This window comes from Paenibacillus sp. FSL A5-0031 (genome assembly GCF_001956295.1).
Taxonomy (GTDB): domain Bacteria; phylum Bacillota; class Bacilli; order Paenibacillales; family Paenibacillaceae; genus Pristimantibacillus.
Map to the genome: position 1 here is coordinate 142,112 of NZ_MRTD01000010.1, position 23,130 is coordinate 165,241.

The 23,130-nt window shown below is 45.3% G+C and carries 17 protein-coding genes; 7 read left to right on the top strand and 10 right to left on the bottom strand.

The genetic code is table 11. The annotated features are described in order from the left end of the window. Positions 1 to 702: 702 nt before the first annotated feature. From BK120_RS18570 to BK120_RS18595, 6 genes are all read right to left on the bottom strand, one after another. Entirely contained in the window at positions 703 to 1,977 is a 1,275-nt protein-coding gene (locus BK120_RS18570; RefSeq protein WP_076269001.1) for a Gfo/Idh/MocA family protein, read from the bottom strand. A gap of 89 nt (positions 1,978 to 2,066) precedes the next feature. After that, entirely contained in the window at positions 2,067 to 3,758 is a 1,692-nt protein-coding gene (locus BK120_RS18575) for a response regulator transcription factor (RefSeq protein ID WP_076269002.1), read from the bottom strand. A gap of 13 nt (positions 3,759 to 3,771) precedes the next feature. Beyond that, entirely contained in the window at positions 3,772 to 5,505 is a 1,734-nt protein-coding gene (locus BK120_RS18580) for a sensor histidine kinase (protein ID WP_076269003.1), read from the bottom strand. Between the two features lie 39 nt (positions 5,506 to 5,544). Continuing rightward, positions 5,545 to 6,369: a carbohydrate ABC transporter permease gene (locus BK120_RS18585; protein ID WP_372239007.1), complete on the bottom strand. Its 825-nt coding sequence runs from the start codon at positions 6,367 to 6,369 to the stop codon at positions 5,545 to 5,547. A gap of 93 nt (positions 6,370 to 6,462) precedes the next feature. After that, positions 6,463 to 7,350 carry an ABC transporter permease gene (locus BK120_RS18590; RefSeq protein WP_179089829.1) on the bottom strand — a complete coding sequence of 296 codons (888 nt, stop codon included), beginning with the start codon at positions 7,348 to 7,350 and terminating at the stop codon, positions 6,463 to 6,465. A gap of 94 nt (positions 7,351 to 7,444) precedes the next feature. Further along, positions 7,445 to 9,085, bottom strand: coding sequence for an extracellular solute-binding protein (locus tag BK120_RS18595; protein WP_083682174.1), 1,641 nt, complete (start codon positions 9,083 to 9,085; stop codon positions 7,445 to 7,447). 376 nt (positions 9,086 to 9,461) lie between these two features. On the opposite strand from BK120_RS18595, the gene argH reads away from it, so the two are divergent. The 7 genes from argH to BK120_RS18630 all read left to right on the top strand — a co-directional run bounded on the left by argH (position 9,462) and on the right by BK120_RS18630 (position 17,436). After that, on the top strand, positions 9,462 to 10,973 hold the full coding sequence (argH, locus tag BK120_RS18600; protein ID WP_076269005.1) for an argininosuccinate lyase: 1,512 nt from the start codon (positions 9,462 to 9,464) through the stop codon (positions 10,971 to 10,973). A 13-nt stretch (positions 10,974 to 10,986) separates the two neighbouring features. Further along, positions 10,987 to 11,955: an amidohydrolase family protein gene (locus tag BK120_RS18605; RefSeq protein ID WP_076269006.1), complete on the top strand. Its 969-nt coding sequence runs from the start codon at positions 10,987 to 10,989 to the stop codon at positions 11,953 to 11,955. A gap of 36 nt (positions 11,956 to 11,991) precedes the next feature. Continuing rightward, positions 11,992 to 13,341, top strand: coding sequence for a sugar ABC transporter substrate-binding protein (locus tag BK120_RS18610; RefSeq protein ID WP_256710943.1), 1,350 nt, complete (start codon positions 11,992 to 11,994; stop codon positions 13,339 to 13,341). 63 nt (positions 13,342 to 13,404) lie between these two features. After that, positions 13,405 to 14,337 carry a carbohydrate ABC transporter permease gene (locus tag BK120_RS18615; RefSeq protein WP_144376795.1) on the top strand — a complete coding sequence of 311 codons (933 nt, stop codon included), beginning with the start codon at positions 13,405 to 13,407 and terminating at the stop codon, positions 14,335 to 14,337. A 15-nt stretch (positions 14,338 to 14,352) separates the two neighbouring features. Then, entirely contained in the window at positions 14,353 to 15,216 is an 864-nt protein-coding gene (locus BK120_RS18620; RefSeq protein WP_256710944.1) for a carbohydrate ABC transporter permease, read from the top strand. A gap of 16 nt (positions 15,217 to 15,232) precedes the next feature. Further along, positions 15,233 to 16,543: an LLM class flavin-dependent oxidoreductase gene (locus BK120_RS18625; protein WP_076269009.1), complete on the top strand. Its 1,311-nt coding sequence runs from the start codon at positions 15,233 to 15,235 to the stop codon at positions 16,541 to 16,543. Between the two features lie 77 nt (positions 16,544 to 16,620). Continuing rightward, complete coding sequence (locus BK120_RS18630) at positions 16,621 to 17,436, top strand: sulfurtransferase (protein ID WP_256710945.1); 816 nt, start codon at positions 16,621 to 16,623, stop codon at positions 17,434 to 17,436. A 69-nt stretch (positions 17,437 to 17,505) separates the two neighbouring features. Here the strand turns inward: BK120_RS18630 and BK120_RS18635 are convergent, their stop codons facing one another. The 4 genes from BK120_RS18635 to BK120_RS18650 all read right to left on the bottom strand — a co-directional run bounded on the left by BK120_RS18635 (position 17,506) and on the right by BK120_RS18650 (position 23,072). After that, on the bottom strand, positions 17,506 to 18,393 hold the full coding sequence (locus tag BK120_RS18635; RefSeq protein WP_076269010.1) for an ABC transporter ATP-binding protein: 888 nt from the start codon (positions 18,391 to 18,393) through the stop codon (positions 17,506 to 17,508). Between the two features lie 3 nt (positions 18,394 to 18,396). Beyond that, positions 18,397 to 21,288, bottom strand: a complete 2,892-nt coding sequence (locus BK120_RS18640; protein WP_076269011.1) for an ABC transporter permease — start codon at positions 21,286 to 21,288, stop codon at positions 18,397 to 18,399. Between the two features lie 82 nt (positions 21,289 to 21,370). Then, positions 21,371 to 22,396, bottom strand: a complete 1,026-nt coding sequence (locus BK120_RS18645) for an efflux RND transporter periplasmic adaptor subunit (protein WP_179089824.1) — start codon at positions 22,394 to 22,396, stop codon at positions 21,371 to 21,373. Beyond that, on the bottom strand, positions 22,380 to 23,072 hold the full coding sequence (locus tag BK120_RS18650; RefSeq protein WP_076269013.1) for an ABC transporter ATP-binding protein: 693 nt from the start codon (positions 23,070 to 23,072) through the stop codon (positions 22,380 to 22,382). The genes BK120_RS18645 and BK120_RS18650 overlap by 17 nt, the downstream gene beginning before the upstream one ends. Positions 23,073 to 23,130 lie beyond the last annotated feature (58 nt).

Below are 23,130 nucleotides of genomic sequence, written 5' to 3' on the forward strand. Positions count from 1 at the left end.
TACTGTTACTTTAAGAAACTTGACCCGACTTTCAAAGAGATAACTTATGACTTTGATATACATTTGTTTACTTGTCTCATTTCACCGCCCAGATTGACCTTGTCATGGACAAATAAATGGGCCTATCTTAAAAATAAATAGACCCAAATAGGGAATGGCGTCACAGAAATAAATTTCTGTGACGCCATTTTTTACATCAGCTGCATGATTATTAATGAAATCGAGCTATCTTTCCAGTGAGTTTATCTCTTTTGAGGCACAGCTTGCACGGGAGCGATAGGTTTAATTTTACAACGCAGTCTACTTTCGCATTTAGACGTATTCACACAATCCGCCTCAACTGTTGACGCTCAAAATGCTCTCTTGCTAGCGGTCATCGTTAAAGCATATATCGCTAACGAACCTAGCAGCTCTTATTTAGACTATTCGTATCGTTTTGAAATTCTAACGAACTACAGAATCGTTATATAGAGAAAAATGAGGCATAACATCTTATAAAGCATGAAATAACGACAATAAGGTTCGTTAAAACTTAAAAAAGGTAATTTTCTGTACAATAAGCTTAATACAGTTCGTTAGAGAAGTGATCTTAACATGTTGTACGCCGCTGACGGCGAAACAACGATTAAACACAAAAGGGTACTTACTTCTCCAGCGAGCTGACCACTATTGAGACACCTTATCTCAATCTGTCTGTTTACCTTATGCAGGCAGCTCTTGCTTCTCAAGCATATCCGACAGTTTGATCGCAAGCCCCTCATGCAGCCTCGAATGCTCCGACGCAAATGCGATCAGATGGCTTTGCAGCGACGCCGTTGCAGAGGTCAAGCCATGTGAAGGATTGCTGTCGAACTGGCAAACGTTTCGCAGAAACGAGCTGACCATCCGATCATCTCCGCCTCCGTGGCCATCCCCTTGGACGCTGCAGCGAATTTCAAGCTGTTCTCCCGTTGCATAACGATACAGCGTAAAAGAACCTTTCTCCATATCGCCAATAATTTCACCTTTTGTGCCCATCATTTGAACACGGCGTGTACCGCTTTGCGTCAATCCTGACATAATGAACGATGCATTCGCTCCATTCTCGAATTGCATATTCACAACCTGATGGTCAACGACATTGTTATCGCAGCGGTATACACAACGTCCAAACGGTCCTTCCTTCAGCGCTTTCAGAATACCCTCTTGTGACAAATCATTCGTCATATATCTCGCCCACGCGTGATCCGGCGCCTGCATATACATCTTTATCGCTGAGAAAGCACATTCCTTCTCGACGGCGCAGCCATCAATGCAGCGTTCCGCTGAACCATCCGGAGCATTCTCCGACTTGAAATGCAGTAAAGAGCCGTACGAGCTAACGCTTGTACAAGGCTGATCCATAAGCCAGGAGATGATATCCAGATCGTGGCACGATTTGGCTAAAATCATTGGACTAGTCTCTTCTGAATTCCGCCAATTGCCGCGCACATAACTATGCGTCATATGCTGATAACCAACATTCTCCGTTAATTGAATCGTACCCACCGTGCCAAGCTCGCCGTCCTCGATACATTTTTTAATCCCAGACCAAAATGGTGAATACCGAAGCACATGCGTAACAACAAGCAGCCTTTTATGCCGCAGTGACGCCTGCTCAAGCTGAATGCATTCCGTAAGTGAAGGCGACATCGGCTTCTCAAGCAGAACGTGATAACCGAGCTCCATTGCCTTCATCGCCGGTATATAATGCATCCGATCGAGTGTACAGATGATCATGACATCTGCTATACGCCCTTGCTCAAATACTTTCTCCCAGCTGTCATACACATGCTCTTGGTCGATTTGATGGATTTCTGCAAACCGCTTTCTGCGTTCTTCATTTGGTTCAGCTACAGCAACCATTTTTAATTCATTCGGAAATTTCTCCGCATACGGCCCGTAAATGTATCTCCCTCTGCTGCCTGCGCCTAGTAATACGGCTGTTAATGTTCTCAAAATTTCTCCTCCTCTTGTGCGCTATCTATACCTCAATTGTAAGGGGAGCGTTCAGGAGGAGACAGAGATCGTTGTTTACAATCCATATACTATTGTTGACCTTGCATTTGCGACTGGCACCTTGCCATGCGGAAATCCTGCGGCGTCGTTTCATTCTGCTTCTTGAAAAAGCGAATAAAGGCAAGCGCGGAATTGTACCCGAGCGCAGCTGCAATTTCATTAACTTTCATGGATGTGTTCAGAAGCATGTCTTTGGCAACCAAATTCCGATAGTCGTTCACGTATTTTGATAAGCCTATGCCCGTTATTTGCTTATAAAGTCTGGACAAATAAGAAGGATTTAAGCTTACGTAATCCGCTAAAGCGGTTAAGGAAATATCGGTAGACAAATTCTCCTCAATATAGCGATGTACTTTATTTATAACCTCAGTCGGCAATTGCGAGCCGCGCTGCGTATTCCATTCAAAAAAACAGTCCGCCATTTGCCTATAATACTGAATCAGTTCCGTCCATGAGGTAGAGTCCCCGTAGCGGTATAACTTCTCCATGTCGAGCTGCGTATTCATGTAATCCCGAATGTCCCGGTTTTTGTGTATATAGTAAAGAAACACTGCCGAGAGGGAATGATACATTTCTATTTTGCGCTCATTTGGCGTTCCAGGGACATTCCAAATTGCAGTAAGCTCCACATACAATTTATTGAACTGCTCCCGATTGTTATTTTCTAGACAGCTCATCAGCAATTGCACCCGAGCATGGTAAAAGCTATCATGAATGCCGCCGGCTTTATCGTCTGTCTCTTGGTTCTGAATGTCCTTGTCGGTCATAATGACCTCATTAAACAATCCATGCCCTTGCACCAAACCATATTTGTTCGCATGAAAACGATCCGATAGATCATTCCATTCCGTCACTTCGCTGCCAAGGAGAAAAGAAACGGTCGTTCCCAGCAGCCTCTTGCATGTGCCTTGAATCGTTTCCAATATGCCGCTCGTATAGCGATAGGCTCTAACAAAATCCAAATTGCAGGAACTGGTATCGGTAGATAACTCATCAGAGCTTTTCGGTTGAATCAACCAGACAATCTTTGACAGCTCAAATACAACGGAATAGCTTTTTACCTGTGCAGACAAATATTCGTCGCCAATATTTTGCAGTGCATAAGTTAACAAAGCTTTATCCGGCGCAGTGAACATTTCCTTCCATACATCGATTCTGGCAATGAGTACATAAACCGGCAGGGCAGCATCGAGCGGAATATTTAATTCATTGAAGGCCTGCTTTAACTGATTCTCCGCTGCATGCTTGCCCTGCAGAAGCCCCCATATATACTCTTTTTGCAATGAGGGCAATGCCAGTCTCATACTGGTTTGCGCTCTCGTAATCATCTGTACTTGATCCTGTTCCTCTTCTATTTTCTCGATGGCTCGTTCGACAGACTGGATGATTTTCTCGTCGCTTTCTATTTTCAGAATATAATCAAAACCACCATAGGTAATGGCGTTTCTTGCATATTGAAAATCGTTATATCCCGTTAGAAAAATAACTTTGCAGGCAGGCCACTGTGCCTTTATTTCCTGCAACAGCTCGATTCCTTCTATTCCCGGCATTTTAATGTCGGATACGACGATATCCATGCGATGCTGGGATAATACCTCCAATGCTTCTTCCCCTGAATAAGCTTTCATCACTTCGAGCTGCAAATGCTCTGTCTGCTCGAACAGCTCTACTAAACCATCTACAATAATGGGCAGGTCATCTACAATGAGCAGTCTGTACATGGTGTTTCCTCCTCTAGCTTGCACTCAGTTTGATTGTGACCATTAATCCGCCTAAATCAGATCGTGACAGCGCAATGCCGTAATCCTCTCCGTAACGCAGTTGAATTCTACGATGAACATTTATAATTCCTGTTGTTTCCTCGATATGATTGGTTGAATGCCGCAGCTTCTTCTGAAGCTGTTCAATCTCTTTATCCGTAATGCTCTGGCCATTATCTTCCACATAAATCGTGAATTCATTTTCCGTTTGGTCACTGTGTACCTTCAATTCGCCGCGCTGTACCATATTGCCTAAAGCATGCTTATAGGCATTCTCAATAATAGGCTGCAAAATCAGCCTTGGTACGTGAATAGCTGGGACATCTCCTGCAAAAGAAACCTGTATCCGTTCCCCGTAACAGATCGATTGCATGTCAACATAAGTACGCGAATGCTCTACCTCAAGCTCGAGAGGGATCTCATCCTCATCATCGCGAGTAATAAATTGAAAGTATTGCCCAATGTATAAACAAAATTGATAGGCCTTCTCCTTCTGACTGTCCAATTTAATTAATCGGCATAGAACAAAAAAACAGTTATATAAAAAATGAGGATTAATTTGCGATTGCAGTCGTTTCAGCTCCGAGCGCTGATTCCGAATTTGCTGCTCGTAATTTTCCTTAATTAACGTATTGAGCGATCGTACCGTGTCATTAAAGGCTTTGTACAAATATCCGAATTCATCTCCTCCACGGTCAATCACAATCGGCTCCAACCTATTCTGCTGAACACGGCGGAAGGCTTGCACCAGCTTCATAAGAGGCCGGTAAATAAAGCGCAATAGGAAATAGGTGAAAAACAAGACGATACCTACCGAAAGAGCACAAGCCCATAAAAATAATGTTCTGTACATTTGCAATGATCCAAGAACCTTCTCTTCGGGAATACAGGTAATCGAATAGGAATTCCAAAGCGTAGAATATTTATATACTGTAAGAAAGCGCTTACCATTGTAGATAACCGTTTCGTAACCTTCATTGGACTTTGATTCCTGCTTTTTTACAGCTAAAGCTTTCATTTGCCCCAGTAAAGCCGGGTCTACCCCGCTTTCAATTTCCCAGCCGCGTTCCAAATTAAGCAGCACGCTGTGTCCGTCTCGCGTTCCGCCAATTTGCGATAACGTGTCCTTTATTTTGCTCGTTGAGAGCTCAACCCCTACAATATACAACGGATTTTTAACTGAAATAATAGGATATTGCATCGTTATAAACAATCGGTTTTCCCAATAAATAAAGGGCTCTTCATACAATTTCACATTAGCCTGCATCGCGGTATACTCCGATTCATTCAAAGAGGTCTCAAAATCATTGCTCAGAATCGTGCGCTTGATTAATGGAATATACGCCTTTGCTTCTTTAATAAACGGACTTGAATTTTTCATAAGCTCAAGCCTTCGCTGGATATCCAATATTTTGCGCGAACGCTCATATGAGCTCATGTCATTGCCCGTTGTAGCAATTTCCATCAAATCTTTGTCCATCACATAGTTCGGCAAGTAACGGCTAATTCGATCCGCTTCCTTGTCGAGAGAGTCCATATAAAACCTAGTCGTATTCAGTATCGATTCTGAGATCTCGCTGCGAATATTTTCCGAGCCCTTCTCTATAATCATCCAAGTAATAGCCATCAGCGGCAGCAAGGCCGCCAAAAAGGCAGCCATAATTTTTTTGAATATGGAGGAATCATGCAAAAAGAATAGGTTTTTCATCGTTTTTACTCCTGCTAGTAGTAGTAGACCATTCCGGCACTATTCTTTTACGCTCCCCATTACGATTCCTTTGATGAAAAACCTCTGTAAAAAAGGATACACAATCAGAATCGGAAATGCTGCGACAAAAATTTGTGCCGCTCGGCTTGTGCGATCAGACAGCTTAAGCATCAATTCGGCATTCTCCGCTTTAATAAAGCGGAAATCCATCTTGATAATGACCGTCTGCAGAAACGTCTGAAGCGGATAATTCTCAGTATGATTCATATACAGCATGCCGTCAAACCAACTATTCCAATGCCCCACCATCGTAAGAAGTCCCGTCGTTGCCAAAGCTGGTAACGATAGCGGTACATATATTTTCCATAATGTAGTGAAATGACCTGCACCATCTATACGCGAGGATTCCTCTAGTTCTTTAGGCAAATTACGATAGAAGTTAAGCAATAAAATAACATTAAACACCGGAATAGCCGTTGGCAGGACGAGCGCCCACATCGTATCGATTAAACCTAGCGATTTTACAGTCAAATAAGAAGGAATCAGACCGCCGCTGAACAAAATCGTAAACACGAATAACCATGCATATAAGGTTCTAAGCCGAAATTGACGGGGATCTTTGGATAATGGATAAGCAGTTATAATCATCAAAACCATACTAATGGAGGTTCCTAGAACAACGCGCTGAATCGATACCCAGAACGCACGCAAATATTCCGGTTTTCCAAATACATTATCATAAGCTGCAGTGGTGAATTCAACCGGCCATAAAATAACCTTCCCAGCAGCCGCGGCAGCTCCAGAGCTGAATGAGATCGCCAAAATATGAATGATAGGCATGAGGCATAAGAAGGATGTCAGCATGAGAAAAGTAAAGTTGCACGCTACAAATAGTCGTCTGCTAAATGATCGGTTTGTAATCACGTAATGTCTCCCTTCTGAATTACGAACGCATCGTTAAAAAATGCGGTAATTCGCTACACGATAAGCTAATAGATAAGAAAGAGAAATGAATATAAAAGAAACGATAGATTTCAATAAGCCTACTGCCGTGGCGAAACCGAATTGCGCTTGCTGCACACCCATTCGATAGACAAAGGTGTCAATAATATCTGCGCTTTCATAGACAGGCGGACTATACAAATTAAAGATTTGTTCGAAGCCTGCGTTCAGTACATTCCCGATATTAAGCGTAAACATAAGCACGATAATCGGCATCATTCCAGGCAGTGTGACATGGAAGGTCTGTTTGATACGCCCTGCACCATCAATTTCGGCTGCTTCATAAAGCGAGGGATTGATGCCCGTCAGCGCAGCCAAATACACAATTGTGCCAAATCCAAACTCCTTCCATACATCCGAGGCGACCATAACATATGGAAACCAATCATTGCTCCCTAAGAAAAAAATAGGCTTTATCCCGAACAAGCCTAATATTTGATTGAAAACGCCTGAGGATGGAGAAAAAACATCAACGATAATTCCGCTTAGCAGTACCCATGATAGAAAATGCGGCAAGTAAACGAGCGTCTGAAACGTCCGTTTTATCCATTCTCTCCGCAGCTCATTAAGCAATATCGCAATCGTGATCGGTACAATGAGACCTACTATGATTTTCATCACGGCGATATAGACCGTATTAAAGAAAATACGCCCGATATCAGGGTAATCAATTAACAGCTGAAAATTTTTCAGTCCAATGAAGGGGGACCCGAATAACCCTTTGTTTGGTACATATTTCTGAAAAGCCATCATGATGCCGACCATTGGGACATAGCTAAAAATCAAAACCAAAACGATTCCCGGTAGCAGCATCAGATGAAGAGGCCATTCCCTCTTCCACATCCGTGTTAGTACATTCAAGCCATTCACCTCGTTGTTTAAGGTTAATAAAAAGAGGGATTGCTTCAACCAATCCCTCTACTCATTCGTTTTGCAATTATTTCAGAGCAGCGTAAAACTCGTTTACTTCTTTTGTAATTTCATCGCCGCCAAGCTTTTTCCATTCCACGACGAATTTATCGAATTCATCCACCGATACTTGATTCATGATGATTTTGAAGAAAACTTCATCCCGCTTTTTGAGCAAAATTTCTTGTCGGTCTACCATAGTTGGAGTTGGCGCGCCGTAAAATTTATTTTGCAAATATTGCTTATTCTTCTGGATTTCCGGTACATGAGAGAACGCGCCGCCTGGGCCTGAGATCAAATACTCCCACCACATGCTCGTATCACCGTCAACATACTTCATTGCCCGCTCATACCGCGTTTTATGATCCTTCGTTACCAAAATGCTAGTGTCTTTATTGGCAATCGCTTTTGGCAGTATTTCGCCGTTGTTATCCAGTTGTTTACCTACGCGCAGCGGACTAAGCAGCCAGTAGTTGTTGCCCTTCTCTTTCAAGTCTTTACCGAATTCATATACCTTTTGCTCATCGGTTGGATGATTATCGACGGCAATCCACTGGTTCAACAGCTTAATAACGCCTTCTGGATGCTTCGCCTTCTTGGAGATGACATAATATTCATCAACACCCAGCCCGATTTGGGATAATGCAGGGCTGCTGTCTACTGTTGGAATCGGGAATGCTCCCCACTCCTGAACCACTTTTCCGTCCTTCACAGCACCTTTCACAAGCTGAGCTGGTGTCCAAGATGCACCGTAAACCATGCCAATGCTATTGTTGTAAACGAGTTCTGCCGCTTTCTCCACATCTTTTACAGCGAACTCAGGATCAATCAGCCCTTTTTTGAACATATCCTGCAGTGCAGCAAGCGCATCCTTTACTTGCGGCTGAATGTCGCTGTTAACCAAGCCGCCTTTGCCATCTTCAATCCAAATATTTTCATAGGCATGATAACCATTGAGGAATGCACGTAGTCCCGTTACTCCTGTATCCATACTGAATGGATTTTTACTTACGGCAAGCCCGTATGATGTGCCTGTGCCGCCTGGATCTTTGGCTTTGAAAGCTTCAGCAATCGCCATGAAATCTTCCATCGTCTTCGGCTCAGGCAAATTCAGCTCCTTCAGCCAGTCTGTACGCACATACAAAAACTGATATTGGTACGGATTGTATGAGCTCGGAATACCCATCAGCTTGTTGTCGAACATCGCTGTTTTCATCTGCATGCCGCCATCCATCGTCAAAAACTTTTTCGTTTCCTCTGTGGCATTCTCGTCATACACTTTGGTCAAATCCATAATCATATCCGCTTCAGTCAGCTCTTTCAATTGCGTTGCATTAACTAAGAGGAAATCGGGAAGATCATCGGATGCGATCGTAATCTTTACCTTTTCCTTGAATTGGCTCGTATCGGCTACCCACTTGTTCGTAATCTTGACGCCAATGTCTTTCTCATAGGCATCGTATACGGAATTTTTCTCGAAACTCTCGCCCTCATCAAACTTCAAATATTGATCGCTTGGCGAAACCGTCGATACTTCAATTACTTCATTTCCTTTTTCAACAGGCGTGTTAGTCGATTTTTCCGGTTCATTCGTGTTTTTGCCACATCCAGCTACGGCCAAGCTAAGAACCAATGCGATACTCAAAAGCGCCTTCCTTTTCTTCTTCATACTACCCCTCCACATGGTCTTCATAATAATAATGCGGCTGCTTTTATGCAGCTTTCCTTCTTAGTTCTAGTATAGAAAGGTGAGCAATGTTGATCCATATACTAGTCTTTACTTTCGTATACACCTCTTGACTCGAGCGAGCTTCTGCCTGTACCAAGCGATGAAATGTCGAAGATCTAACGGACAATAAAAAGAGTTGCGCTCCAAATAAAACCGTGATACTATTCTAATCATACAATTCCACTAGGAATAATATGGAAAACGACCGGACAGCCGGAGAAATCGCTTTATGCGATAGCTCCGGCTGTTTTTATATTCTCATGCAATCTCAACATCTGCCAAATAAAAAGTTATTTTACGAAGGAGGGCGTACACGATGACGATTAGACGGAGCGACACAGCGGAAGGCAGCTCGTTCCCTGGCAGAACCTATGCTGAAGCGGTACTTGCGCCTGCCTATGACCAAGCCAAGAAGGAGCTTCTGCTTCCAATGATCTCCGTGCATAAAGCGCATCTCATCATGCTGCTTGAGCAAGGGCTGCTCAGCAAGGAAGAAGGCCATAAAATCGCCAAATCATTATTTTCTGTTGATTTGGCGCAGTTAAACAGCGGTACCTATACCGGCCAATTTGAGGATCTGTTTTTTGAAGTGGAACACCAGCTGCTTAAATTATCGGATGAAGCCTCCGGCAGCCTTCATTTGGCTCGAAGCCGCAATGACATGGGTATCGCCATATACCGAATCACTTTACGAGAAAAACTGCTTAAAACGATCTCGTCTGCCCTGAAGCTGCACACTGAACTGCTTGCTTTCGCCCAGAAGCATACAGAAACGATCTTTATCGCTCATACGCATACCCAGCAAGCACAGCCGACGACAATCGCCCACTACATTGCAGCGGTAACCGACTCGCTCGCAAGGGATATACGCAGATTGCAAGCGGCCTACGCAAATTGTAATTTAAGCAGCATGGGAGCTGCCGCTCTGACAACGTCGGGCTTTGCCATTAGCCGGGAACGCGTTGCCGAGCTGCTTGCTTTTGACGGGTTAATTGAAAACTCATATGACGCTGTAAGCGGAGCAGATTATGTAGGTGAAATCGCCGCTGGAATCTCGCTCGCAGCGATTAATCTTGGACGATTTACGCAGGAGCTGCTGCTGTGGTGCACACAGGAATTTGGAGTCATTCAAATAGCCGCCCCATACGTCCAAATCAGCTCCATTATGCCGCAAAAAAGAAATCCCGTTTCTGTTGAGCATATCCGTTCACTCTTATCCAGCATTGCAGGCAATGCTCAGACCGTCCTTACGATGATTCACAATACGCCTTTTGGCGATATTGTGGATACCGAAGACGATATGCAGCCCTATGCTTGGCGCAGCCTAGAGACGCTTGAAGTTGTATACCGATTGTTGTCCAAGGTCATCTCCACCTTGCAGCTAAACGAGGATGTTCTGAGGCAGCGCACTGCTGCAAGCTTCGCTACTGTTACCGAGCTTGCTGATACAATCGTCAGAGATGAAGGATTATCTTTTCATAAAGCACATTCAATCGTAAGCAAGCTCGTCACGCATGCCGTTCAGCATGGCAACAAGATAACTGACTTGAACCTTGAAGCATTAAATGAAGCTGCGATCCAAACCATTGGCTTCCCGCTTGGGCTGACTGAGGAGCAATTAAAGCAAGCGTTGGAGCCTACGCATTTTGTAAATATACGCAGGCTGCGGGGCGGCCCTAGCCCTGCCGAGATGAACCGGGCACTTACTGTTCAGCAAGATAGATTATCCGAGCTTGCGCTATGGCTGGAGGAACGAGAATCACGATTGGCAGCTGGCGCTGCCGATATTGATTTGATTTTGACTGATTGGATCATCAAGGAATTATGAATGGAGTGAAGCTATGTTTCGCAGCCAATTTAAAGTATTTGATGTGCATGGACATCTTCCTTACCGATTAGTGCTAGGAAATAACAAACGACATGAATCCGTTGCTCGCTATGGTGCAGAGAGAAGCGAGCGAATGCGGCTCACTTGGGATTTTCCAGATGCAACGATTGCAGACAACGATAGTGAAAATGAAAACACGCCGTTAATTGACCGATGGGTGAAGGAGCTTGATAAGTACGGGATCGGAGGACTCAACTTCCTCACCGCGCTTGATAATGACAATTTGGCCGACCATCTGGCCAGTCATCCTGATCGTTTTACCGGCTTTGCCCATCACGCCATCGAGGATGCTGGCGCACAGGAAGAACTTCGAAGGGCAGTTAATGAGTTAGGGCTTAAAGGTTATAAGCTGTTCGGCCCGCTGACTTCCATCCCTTTTGATGATCCGTCCCTCACGCCCGTATGGACCTTTCTCGCAGAGAAGAAGCTTCCTGTGTTGATCCACTTCGGTTTACTCGGCCATGCGGGAGGAATTGCCCATCATCCGAATATAAGTCCTCTAGCAATTTTCAACACAGCAAGAGAATTTCCGGACATTCCGTTCATCATTCCTCACTTTGGCGCAGGTTATTTCCAAGAGCTGCTTCATCTGTGCTGGAGCTGCCCGAATGTATATGTCGATACTTCCGGCTCCAATCAATGGATGCGCTGGATGCCTTATGAGCTCACCTTGGAATTCGCGCTTCGCAAAACCTATGAGCTGATCGGGCCTGAACGTATTATTTTTGGAACGGACGCCAGCGGATTTCCTCGAGGTTACCCTTATCGTTACCTGCAGGATCAAGTTCGCGCCTGCCGCGAGCTGCGATTCGGAGAGGAAGATATCGAGAATATATTCGGCAATAACGCTAGGCGCCTGCTCGGTCTTAAATTGCCGCCTAACACGATTACCAAGAAATCCGACATCGCAAGCCAAGCATAAGCACCGTTTTTTTTATAAAAAAAGGAGTGGATACCATTGAAGAAAAAAAGCTCAGTTTCTATCGTTACAGGATCACTTATCATCGCACTTGCTCTAGCAGGCTGCGGCAGCAACAATCAAGCAAACAGCACAGAACAAAATAAAGCAACGGAAAAACCAACCGATAAGGCAACAGACAAAGAAACAGATAAAAAAGTGACGATTGAATATTGGCAATATGAGTTTCCAGCCAAGGTTGAACTGATCAACGAACTCATAAAAGAATTTCAAACCTTACATCCGAACATTACCGTAAAACAAACCAACTTCCCTTATGATCAATACAATCAGAAGGTTGCTACGCTGGTGCCAGCAGGCAAAGGACCAGATGTTATTAACCTCTACTATGGCTGGCTGCCGAAATACGTCTCATCTGGTTATTTGCAGCCGCTGCCTGAGGATCATTTTCCAACTGCGGAAATTGAAAGCAATTTTTACCCATTAGTGAGCGCCGCAAAAATTAATGGCTCCTATTACGCTATTCCTACTGCCGTACGCACACTCGCCTTGTTCTACAATAAGGATCTATTGTCCAAAGCCAATATTACTGAGCTTCCTACAACATGGGAGCAGCTGGTAGACGTATCCAAGAAATTGACAGAAACAGATGCCAAAGGACAGTTTGTCACTGAAGGTTTCGCATGGGAGCCCGGCGCGCAGCTGCATCACTGGTATCGAGATGGTCTGCTGCATCAAGCAGGCGGTCAAGACTTAAGTGATGATCGTCGCAAAATATTATGGGCAGAAACACCTGCAGGTTTGGAGGCATTTCAATATTTAATCGATTTTGCCGTGAAGCATAAGGTTGGGATTAACGGATTTTATGAGAATGACAGCAATGCCTTTATGACCGGTCATGCAGCTATTAATATCGACGGTTCCTTCCGACTTGGCTCCATTAAGAAGGACTTTCCAGATTTAAATTATGGCGTTGCACCTCTACCGTCCTACAAAACCAAATCAGCTCCGTCCTCCTTCTGGGCGAACGCCATTCCCAAAAATGTTGAAGGCGACAAGCTGAAGGCTGCTTCTGAATTTTTGGAATTTCTAACGAGCAAAGAGGTTCAGGAGAAATGGGTAGAGCAAATCGGAGAGCTTCCAGCACAGAAAGCTGTTGCGACGCAGGATAAATACGTAAACGACGAGAAGCTAGGGCCATTTATTTCCCAATTGGACGATAGCCGCGCGCATTTCTTCATCGACGAAACCCAAGAAAAAACATTATTTGTTGATGCGACAAATGAAGTGCTGCTCAATAAAGTTCCGGTCGAGAAGGCCTTCCAAGACCTTGTAGCCAAAACGCAAAAGCTCTATGACGACTATTGGGCTGCTGCAGACAAAAAGTAATAATAAGGGCGCTCGGCCTAGAGCGAGCGCCTTTCTTTTGATGAAATGGAGGTGAGTTCCATTATGATTGCACATGCCTTAAAGCTAACCGTACGCAAAAGCCGAGAACTGTTCCTCACACGTCTATCCTACCGCACGCAGCGTTATTTGTTTATTTATATTACGCTCGGAATTCCTCTGCTTTATTTCCTCAGCACGCGGTTGCTCCCCATCCTGTATGCCTTCAATGTGAGCGTTCGTGAATGGGATTTATTGTCCCCGAGCAAACCTTATGTTGGACTGGCGAATTTCAAGACGCTGTTCACAGATGAAATCTTCCTCAAGTCGATTGCCAATACGTTCAAATTTGTTGTTATTGGTGTTCCCGGACAGCTGATCGTTGGGCTATTTGTCGCATTGCTGCTTCACAATATCAAGCGGCTGCGCGGCTTGTTCCGTACCGTGTACTTCATCCCTTACGTCACAAGCATCGTCGCAGTAAGCTGGGTATTCCGGTGGATTCTCATGCGCAACGGCTGGTTAAACGAGATGTTATTAAATCTCGGTCTAGAACCGCAATTGTTTCTGCAATCGCCGCGTCAGGCGCTTATTCTCATTACATTAACGATGATATGGCAAAGCACCGGCTTTCAAATGCTTATCTTTATGACAGGGCTTGAAGCGATACCGCGCATGTATTATGAAGCGGCAGCTATCGATGGTGCAAGCGCATGGCGGAAATTCCGTCATATTACGCTTCCGCTGCTTAATCCCGTCATCGTTTTTTCGGCTGTCATTGGCGTCATCTCTTATTTGCAATCGTTCGGACAGGTGCTGAGCATGACAAATGGAGGACCGCTGAATGCGACAACGACGATGGTGCTCCATATTTACAATTTAGCGTTTCAGCAGTTTAAGATGGGCAGCGCCGCAGCTGCTACAGTTATTTTGTTCGTCGTCATTTTGGTGCTTACGCTGCTTCAATTAAAAGTGTTGAACAAAAAAGTAGAATATTGATGGGAGGACGAATCAGTGAGCACACAAAGCGTTTACAAAACACAGAAAAACGCAAAGTCCCCCGCAGAGAGGCTGCGCACGCTTGTCATTTATTTGCTGCTAACGCTTGGCGTCGGCATCATGCTGTTTCCGTTCTTATGGATGGTCGCTACCTCCTTCAAGCTTCCTCAGGACGTTTACAATCTACGCTTAATTCCTGAGACGATAACCTTTGACAACTACGCTGCCATATTCAAAAAGGCTCCTTTCGCACAATGGATTAAAAATACGCTCATCATCTCTCTGATTGCAACCTCTACTGTTCTAATCTTCGATACAGCGGCGGGGTATGTGCTCGCCAAATTTTCTTTCGTCGGCAAACAGCTCATTTTTCTGCTCATAATCAGCACCTTAATGGTTCCAACAGAGATGCTCATCATCCCGTGGTATTTAATTGCGAATGAATTAGGCTGGTCCGACACTTATTGGGGCGTGCTGTTTCCCGGCATTATTACGGCCTTCGGCATCTTTCTTATGAGGCAGTTTATGGACTCCATTCCTTCCGATTTGCTGGATGCGGCTCGCATTGATGGACTTAATGAATGGCGTATCCTGCTGCATATCGCCATCCCATTAGTGAAGCCCGCTATTATCACTTTGATTATTCTTACCTTTATCGGGAACTGGAACCAGTTCATCTGGCCGCTCATCGTGCTGCAAACGGAGGAGAAATTCACACTGCCCGTTGGGATTGTTTATTTTTCCAGCGAGCTGAAGGATACGAGCAATTGGATCTTAATTATGGCAGGAACAACGATATCAATCGCTCCGCTTATTGTTATTTTTCTTATTTTCCAGAAGCAAATCATTCGTGGAATTGCGCTTAGCGGCATGAAATAAACAGGAGGTGATCCAGATGAGCGAGCCTAATCGCAGAATGATTTTAAATTTATTTCTACACAATGCGGGCGCTCACAAAGGAGCTTGGCGTCATGCAAGCACGAAGCTGGATGAAATTCATGACGTCAGTCATTTCCTGCGGATCGCCAAAAAAGCGGAAGCCGCCCGGATAGACTCCCTATTTATCGCGGATGGTCTGTCGATTGAGGCAAAAGCAGTCCAGCATGGTCCGATCTTCGGCTTCGAACCACTGACATTGTTATCTGCCATTGCCACCGTAACGGGGCGAATCGGCCTTATTGCTACCGTTTCTACAAGCTTCACCGAGCCCTATAACACAGCTAGAATATTCGCCTCGCTTGATCATATAAGCGGCGGGCGAGCTGGTTGGAACATTGTAACCACTGGCGTAGAACGTACCGCCTTCAACTTTGGGCTGGAGCAATTGCCAGCTCATGCAGAACGTTACGAGCGAGCGCGGGAATTCACAGAGGTCGTACTCAAATTGTGGAGCAGCTGGGAAGCCGATGCGCTCGTCCAAGACAAAACATCCGGTGTGTATGCCGACGTCAACAAGGTTCATGATATACAGCATCAGGGGGATTATTATTCCGTACGCGGTGCGCTTAACATGATGCGTCCACCGCAAGGAAGACCTCTGCTTATCCAAGCCGGAGCCTCAGAGGATGGCAGAAATTTAGCTGCTCAATATGCCGAGCTTATATTCACCGTCCAAAACTCATTTGAAGACGCGCAGCTGTTTTATCAAGACATCAAAGAAAGAACAGTCAAAGCCGGACGTTCCCCGCATGATATTAAAGTATTGCCGGGCATTCATGTTATTGTTGGTGAAACGGAGGCTGAAGCTCGTGACATTGCGAGAGAGCTGCAGCAGCTCGGTTCAATAGAACGTTCGGTCATGTCTCTTTCCAATTTGCTTGGCATCGATTTTTCGGGATGTGCACTGGATGATCCTTTTCCGAAGCTTCCTGATATGGGCCAAGTTAATGCGTATCAAACCTTCTATCAGATGGTCAAAAAGATTGTTGATAATGAACAGCTGACACTCCGGGAGCTGCTCGAGAAATATTGGGTAGGCAACGGTCAGCTAAGCATTGCTGGAACACCTAACCAAGTAGCTGATATTATGGAGCATTGGTTCGTGAATGGTGCTGCTGATGGCTTTAGCGTTATGCCTCAGCTGGCATTTGGCGGTATTGACGCCTTTCTGGAACTAGTCGTTCCTGAGCTGCAAAGGCGAGGATTATTTCCTAGCGAGTATGCTGGACAAAATTTGCGTGAAAACCTCGGCTTCAGTCCGTTGTAACTTATTAAGATGTGGAGGCTGCTCACATAACGAATACGAACGATTTACATTACCCTAATGAGCATCTGCTGGCAGAGGTGCATTGGCTTAAAAACCATTACCAAGAGCAGAACATCGTTTTATTAGATGTCAGAGCCCGCGGATATGAATCAGGTCACATTCCAGGGGCGTACTGGCTGGACGCCAAAGCATTAAAGGATAGCTCACGCTGCACTTTTGCTGCCGCGGATGCTCTTGCTTATTTGTTTGAAAATGTTGGCGTCAGCAATGATTCAACAATTATCGTCTATGATGATGGAGGCGGAGTGTTAGCGGCGCGCGTCTTTTATGTGCTGGAGTATTATGGTCTGAAGGATCAAGTGAAGCTATTGAATGGCGGTTTCGCAGCGTGGACTACGGCGAGTTATGAGACAACAACTGATTTGCCGCCAGCCTCTAAAGGTACACTGACGTTATCCGCTCATTCAGAGCTGGTTGCCACGAAAGCATCTATCCAAGCTGGGCTCGAGAATTGTCTTCTTGTCGATACACGTTCCGCTTTAGAATACACCGGAGCTGATCAACGCTCGAATCGAAAGGGCGGGCATATTTCTGGCGCAGTTCATCGAGAGTGGAACGATTCCCTAGAAGGGGCAGATCAAGATGGCATTGTTCGTTTCAAAGCTTATCGAGATTTAAAGCAGCAATTTGATGTTCTTGGCATTGACCCTGCAAAAACAATCGTGCCTTATTGCCAGACAAATCAACGCGGAGCGCATACTTATTTTACTTTACGACTAATGGGTTATCCTCATATTCGCCCCTATGAAGGCTCTTGGGATGAATGGGGAAACGACGAGTTTACCGAAGTGAGCCAATCGAACGCCTCATTCTCTAGCTTATCTAACTCGTAAGCTTGCAAGAAAAAGAGCTGTGCAACGGTCATTGCAGACCAAGCACAGCTCTTTTTGCCATTGAATATTTTACTCGGCTTTTTCTTTCTCCTCAGGAGGCAGCAGGATAATCTTGCCTTCTCCAAGCTCTACGCGCAGCTTATTCGAGTTTTTCACACCGATGGATTCCAAATAGTTGGAAGGCACCTGCAATCGACCCGCTTTATCAAGCACCGCATATTCTACATGCGTGCCTTCCTCATCCTCCTGCTCAAGCTCCGCCAGTTCTTCCGCATATGAACGTTTGCGCAGCATTTCGGATGAAATCTTGCCGTCTCGGATGGCTGCTACACGATCTACCTTCTTCGCAAGCTCTGGATCATGCGTAACGATAACAACGGTAATGCCAATCGTACGATTCAGTTCACGGAATAAGTCCAAAATCTGATTAGCCATTCGCGAGTCTACCGACCCAGTAGGCTCATCCGCAAGCAGCAGCTTAGGATGATTGGCGAGCGCAATGGCGATTGCCACCCGCTGCTGTTCTCCCCCTGATAATTCATATAGCTTATTTGAAGCACGGTGGCTTAGGCCAACGGCGTCAAGCAGCTCCTTCGCTCTCCAGCGCTTGCGACTGCCTGTTAGCAAAATAGGCAGCTCTACATTTTCAAGCGCGGTTAAATAAGGAATCAAGTTTCTTGCATTATTTTGCCAGACGAAACCTACGCTCTCTCGCTTATACCGAACGAAGTCGCGCTCCTTAAACTTCAGCATGTCTCTTCCGTCAACGGTCAGCTTGCCTGCCGTCGGACGGTCCAGTCCGCCAAGCATATTCAGCAGCGTTGATTTGCCGCTGCCGCTGTTGCCAATAATGGCCATCAGCTCGCCGCTTTCAATTTGAAGATCGAGGCCTTGCAGGGCGAATACCTCTAGGTCGGCTGTTTTGTATATTTTGACAAGCCCTTCGCAATGAATCATCCGTCAATCCTCCCCTAGCTTGATCGCTTGATGGATACGCAGCTTCGATAGCATATAAGCTAATATGCCAAGTCCGATGACCAACATAAAGCCGACAAGCACATAAATCCGTATTAAATCCGTCGCATCGAACATAACCTTGAAAGGCGGTACAAGGCTGCTTGGATTGAACGCAATTTGGAAGTTAGGCACATACAATCGACTCGCAATATTTCCGACACCTATTCCAATAAGAACAGCAACGCCCGAAGTTAACAGCTGCTCAACCCCAAGCATGCCGATGAGCTGTCTCAGCGATAGACCGATCGCGCGCAAAATACCATTTTGCAAGGTCCGGCCTCGGAGTGATAATACCCAGTATAATAAAAACCCGATAAAGCTAACAAGAATCGACAAGACGAAACCTAAAGTCAAAATACCGTTTAGTGCCATAAGGAACGGATCGTTTTTGGCAGTCACCAGCTTCTCTCTTGTATTGACAATATTCGTAATCGGAAGCTTCGATTCCTTAAGCCCCTCATAAAACTCGGAAGTGCTCACCTCAGGCTTTAATTTAAGCCATACGTCGTAAGGCTCAAGTGCAAGCTGAACTTGAATACGCGGCAAATGGCCAACGATCAGCATCGGTGCTCGGCCACCCGATGTATCTTTATCTTCACTAACATTTACGCTGCCTACCGCAGGGTTCGGATTAAAGGTTGGGAAATAATTAATGATGCCATACACCTTGAACGGCTGCTGCGGTACATCGCTCCAGCCTACCCAAATCGTGTCGCCAGGCTTCACTTTGTTCTGATCGGCTAACGTCCGCGATATGAGAACAGCCTGCGGATCTGCTGCAAGCAGGTTCAAATAATCATTAAGCGGATAGTCAAGCAAGCTGTCACGGAACCACGTTGTTTCTCCAAACTCATCGGAATCAATACCAATTAACGTTGCAGGGCCATTACTTTCATTTACGCTAAAGGCGACTTCTTTCTTGAATACTTTAGCTGCATGCTCTACGCCTTTGAGTGCTTTAAAGGGCTCGAATGCCGGCTCCAAGTAATGAACAGGCGCGAGCATAGCTAAATCCTGCGCTGGCGTCGACGGTGCTCCCGGAGGCGGAGGCGGCGGTGCATCGTTCATCCATTGTGTAGTCAATACGACCTCTGCGCCATTTCCATACCTGATTCGATCCTCTGTGTTATTGTTGATCGTTCTTGCCGCTGAAGCGCTAAATACGCCGGTAGCAATCGTCATAATAAGAAAAATCATTAAAAACTGATATTGCGAACTGGAGCGTCCAACCTGAATTAATGTGGCATATACGGAAGGCGGCCACCATTTCTTGCCGATCCAATAGATGAGTCTAAGAACCCACGGGTACAAACGAAGCAAGAGCAAACCTGCACCCATAATAAACAAAGCAGGAACAACAAATTGCAGCGGATCGATGTTCAGATCATCCGCATTTAAACCTAAGCTCTGCAAATCAGCAAGCCTTTTCCGGAATGTGTATAAGCCATAAATAGCCAACGCTAATGCAATCACATCAAGGAACATTTTGTGCCATAACGGTGATTTCAAAAGTCTAGCCAGCTGCTGCTTATGACCAACAATAGAGACGCGAGTAGCCATAATGATAGGAATCATCATAATGACAAAACAAACGCCGGAGGCAATCGCTCCATAACGGAAAGACTCGTCCGTAAGTTTGACAGGCAGCCGAACGCGCTGTACAAATTCAAGGAAACCATTGGATGCACCAAGCATCTCGGTCAGCATGACGCCAAGCAAAGGACCCACACCAAAGGCGATGCCGCATAAAATAATGCCTTCCACGGCATAAGAGCTAATAACCTGCCAACGTGCAGCTCCTCTGCTTCGCAGAACAGCAATCTCATTTTTTTGCCGATCCGCAATTAGATTGGATACCATGAACATGTAGAACCCGAGCATAATCAAAACAGGAACATTAAGCGACCACATGAGCGTCTTCAACTGTTCTGCCCGTACCATGTATTTCGAAATCGTATCCAGAGCCGGTGTTTCCGAGACGGCTTGATACATCGTTACATTATTAAGCATAACGTTGCGAATTTTATTCGTTGTTTGTATGAAGCCATCTACCAAGCTAAGCTCAAGCTTAGAATAATCCAATACAAAAAACCAACCAACGGACGCTACCGGAATCCGGCTTTCCTGCATGAGCTGTTGCTTAGCGAGTTTATCACTAATGACAAAGCTTGAGCTTAGCTCACTTAGATCCGTATCTCTAAAATAGGGGTCGTCATCCTGCTTTTTCTTGAATACGCCTACCGGCTTAAATGCTATTTCCCCGGCAATTTTATCGTCGTTCACATAAAACTTAGAATCCAGTACTGTTTTGAACTGAACCAGGCTTCGTTCTGTAACAAGAACCTCATAAACGCCATCAACTGGCTGCTGCTCAGCCGGCATTCTGCCGTCCGTCAGCGTAATATGCTCTTCAAGATCACTGAAGGAGCGAAGCGACATCGTCTTGAGATTTTTTTTCGTATCTGGCTCAGGATCATTCTCCGGTCTGATCTTCATTGATCTGGATTGAAAATCAACGATAAGCTCCTGCACCGGTATGCCAAAGTTGGATTGTGCTTGCTCACGTATGTAGCGATCTACTTTTGTATAAATCTTATTAACTTGCTCCGGTGTTTCTTTCGTGTAAAAAAGTTTATTGTATTGATTGCCGGGATATATCCCCCGCTCGCTCTGCATAGTCTCTAAATCCTTGACCAGCATCCTCGATAAAATGGCTTCCGAATAAATCGGCATGCTGCTTACCAAGGCTACGGACATGACTAAGCCAATAAACAAGCTCCCGACCAACCACTTATTTTGCACCATTTTACGAATAATCATAATAAACAAAGCCACTTCAAAACCTCCCAAGCGTAAACGGCTCATAACCTTTCCTATGAAGCTAGTTGATGGTTATCAATCGTTCTATACAGACTCATTATTGAAGTACAACAATCGCGCCTTCTTCCAAGCCCTTCGTAATTTCAATTTCCGTCGAGCCTTTTATGCCCGTTTCGACATCAATCTCACGAATTTTATTGCCATCCTCAAGCGTTCTTACGAATGTTCTGCCAAGGAAGCTGCGCACGCCGCTGCGTGGGATTTTGAGTACATCATCACGCTGCTGCAAAATAATTTTGACATCAGCAAACGCTCCGATTGTGGCGTTTCCAGGCACTTTCGGCACTTCAATAAACAATGTTTTGGAGTAACGATCCTGAAGCTGCTGGTTCAGCGTTGAAGGAGCCGATGATGGTGTCTGTACAACTTTCCCGTTCACTTCTTCAGACCCGAAGGTAACCATTGCCGGGAAACCAACATCAACGCTGCTAATTTCCGCACCTGATTCAACTCGCAGCGCCAGGCGCAGCTGTGATGGATCGGATATGACAACAAGCGTTTGATAAGCCTCAACAAAATCGCCTTCCTTCAGATCCTCAACGAAAGTTACTTGGCCGTTCATTTCGGCAACAAGCTGTTTGCTGTTAAAGGTCGCCGTCAAACGATCCAGCTTTAACTGCTCAATATCCATTTGCAGCTTAGCGATATCAATCGCATCATTGTCTCCGCCTAATTTAGCCTGTTTAAATGAAAGCTTAGCTTTGGCATGGGCGAGCTGCTGTTCCTTTAATTGAATGTCCAGTCCATCTACATTAAGCTGAACCAAGACATCTCCTTTCTTCACCTGCGCTCCCGAGGTAACCATCATCTTCGCAATACGGCCGCCTTGTCCTTTAAACTGCGCAATCTCCGATTGCGTCGACTCCAGGCTTCCGCTTCCTTTAATTTCTTGTGTAATTGTCCCCTTCTCGACCGTTACCGTGCGGTAATTTTCTTGCGCCGGCTTAACAAGAGGAGGTTTTAAGGCAGCCTCCTCGGCAGGAAGCAAGGAGCACCCTGTTAGTGAAGCGCTAAGAAGCAGCGCGAATGACCAGCCGAGTATCGGCTTAAGCTTTTGCGACAATTTGTCCATCCTCCAATTCATAAACATGGTCAACAATTTCCATTATTGCAGGATCATGTGTCGTCATGATAATTGTCATTCCTGCCATTTCTACCAAATCACGAAACACTTTCATAATTTGCAAGCCTGTGCGGCTATCCAGTTCAGCTGTAGGCTCGTCTGCCAAAAGAAGCTTCGGCTTATGGGCAATTGCCCGTGCTATAGCTGTTCGCTGCTGCTCTCCGCCCGATAGCTCGAATGGCCGATGATGCATGCGGCTTTTTAAGCCAACTTGCTCTAAAGCGTTAATCGCTGCTTCCTTGCGGCCGTTTGCCGCCATACCTGAAACTCTTAATATAAACTCCACGTTCTCATAGGCGGACATTAGAGGAATGAGTGCAAAGGATTGAAAAATAAGCCCCATTTCCTTGCGGCGTACCATATCTCTCTCTTGATTCGACATCGCCGTCAAATCGCGTCCAGCAAACGTAATATTCCCTTCGGTCGGACGATCCAATGCGCTTAACAAATTAATAAGCGTCGTTTTTCCAGAACCTGATCTCCCTTTAAATGCAATAAGCTTGCCGGATGGTATCGACAAATCGACACCTTTTAGTACGGTAACTGCACCGTTTCCACGTCCAAATGTTCTTTTTAAAGCGCTTGCATGAATAATATCATGCGTGATAGGCAGCATCTAGTAATAGACCTCCATTTCCAATAAATCGATTACCCTTGTATCTTTTTCCATTTTA

Excerpts from the sequence above, each read along its gene's own strand:
- BK120_RS18625 (WP_076269009.1), top strand. The coding sequence starts at position 15,233 with ATGAGCGAGCCTAATCGCAGAATGATTTTAAATTTATTTCTACACAAT.
- BK120_RS18595 (WP_083682174.1), bottom strand. The coding sequence starts at position 9,085 with ATGAAGAAGAAAAGGAAGGCGCTTTTGAGTATCGCATTGGTTCTTAGC.
- BK120_RS18590 (WP_179089829.1), bottom strand. The coding sequence starts at position 7,350 with ATGTGGAAGAGGGAATGGCCTCTTCATCTGATGCTGCTACCGGGAATC.
- BK120_RS18650 (WP_076269013.1), bottom strand. The coding sequence starts at position 23,072 with ATGCTGCCTATCACGCATGATATTATTCATGCAAGCGCTTTAAAAAGA.
- BK120_RS18575 (WP_076269002.1), bottom strand. The coding sequence starts at position 3,758 with ATGTACAGACTGCTCATTGTAGATGACCTGCCCATTATTGTAGATGGT.
- argH (WP_076269005.1), top strand. The coding sequence starts at position 9,462 with ATGACGATTAGACGGAGCGACACAGCGGAAGGCAGCTCGTTCCCTGGC.
- BK120_RS18580 (WP_076269003.1), bottom strand. The coding sequence starts at position 5,505 with ATGAAAAACCTATTCTTTTTGCATGATTCCTCCATATTCAAAAAAATT.
- BK120_RS18605 (WP_076269006.1), top strand. The coding sequence starts at position 10,987 with ATGTTTCGCAGCCAATTTAAAGTATTTGATGTGCATGGACATCTTCCT.
- BK120_RS18635 (WP_076269010.1), bottom strand. The coding sequence starts at position 18,393 with ATGATTCATTGCGAAGGGCTTGTCAAAATATACAAAACAGCCGACCTA.
- BK120_RS18615 (WP_144376795.1), top strand. The coding sequence starts at position 13,405 with ATGATTGCACATGCCTTAAAGCTAACCGTACGCAAAAGCCGAGAACTG.
- BK120_RS18585 (WP_372239007.1), bottom strand. The coding sequence starts at position 6,369 with ATGCTGACATCCTTCTTATGCCTCATGCCTATCATTCATATTTTGGCG.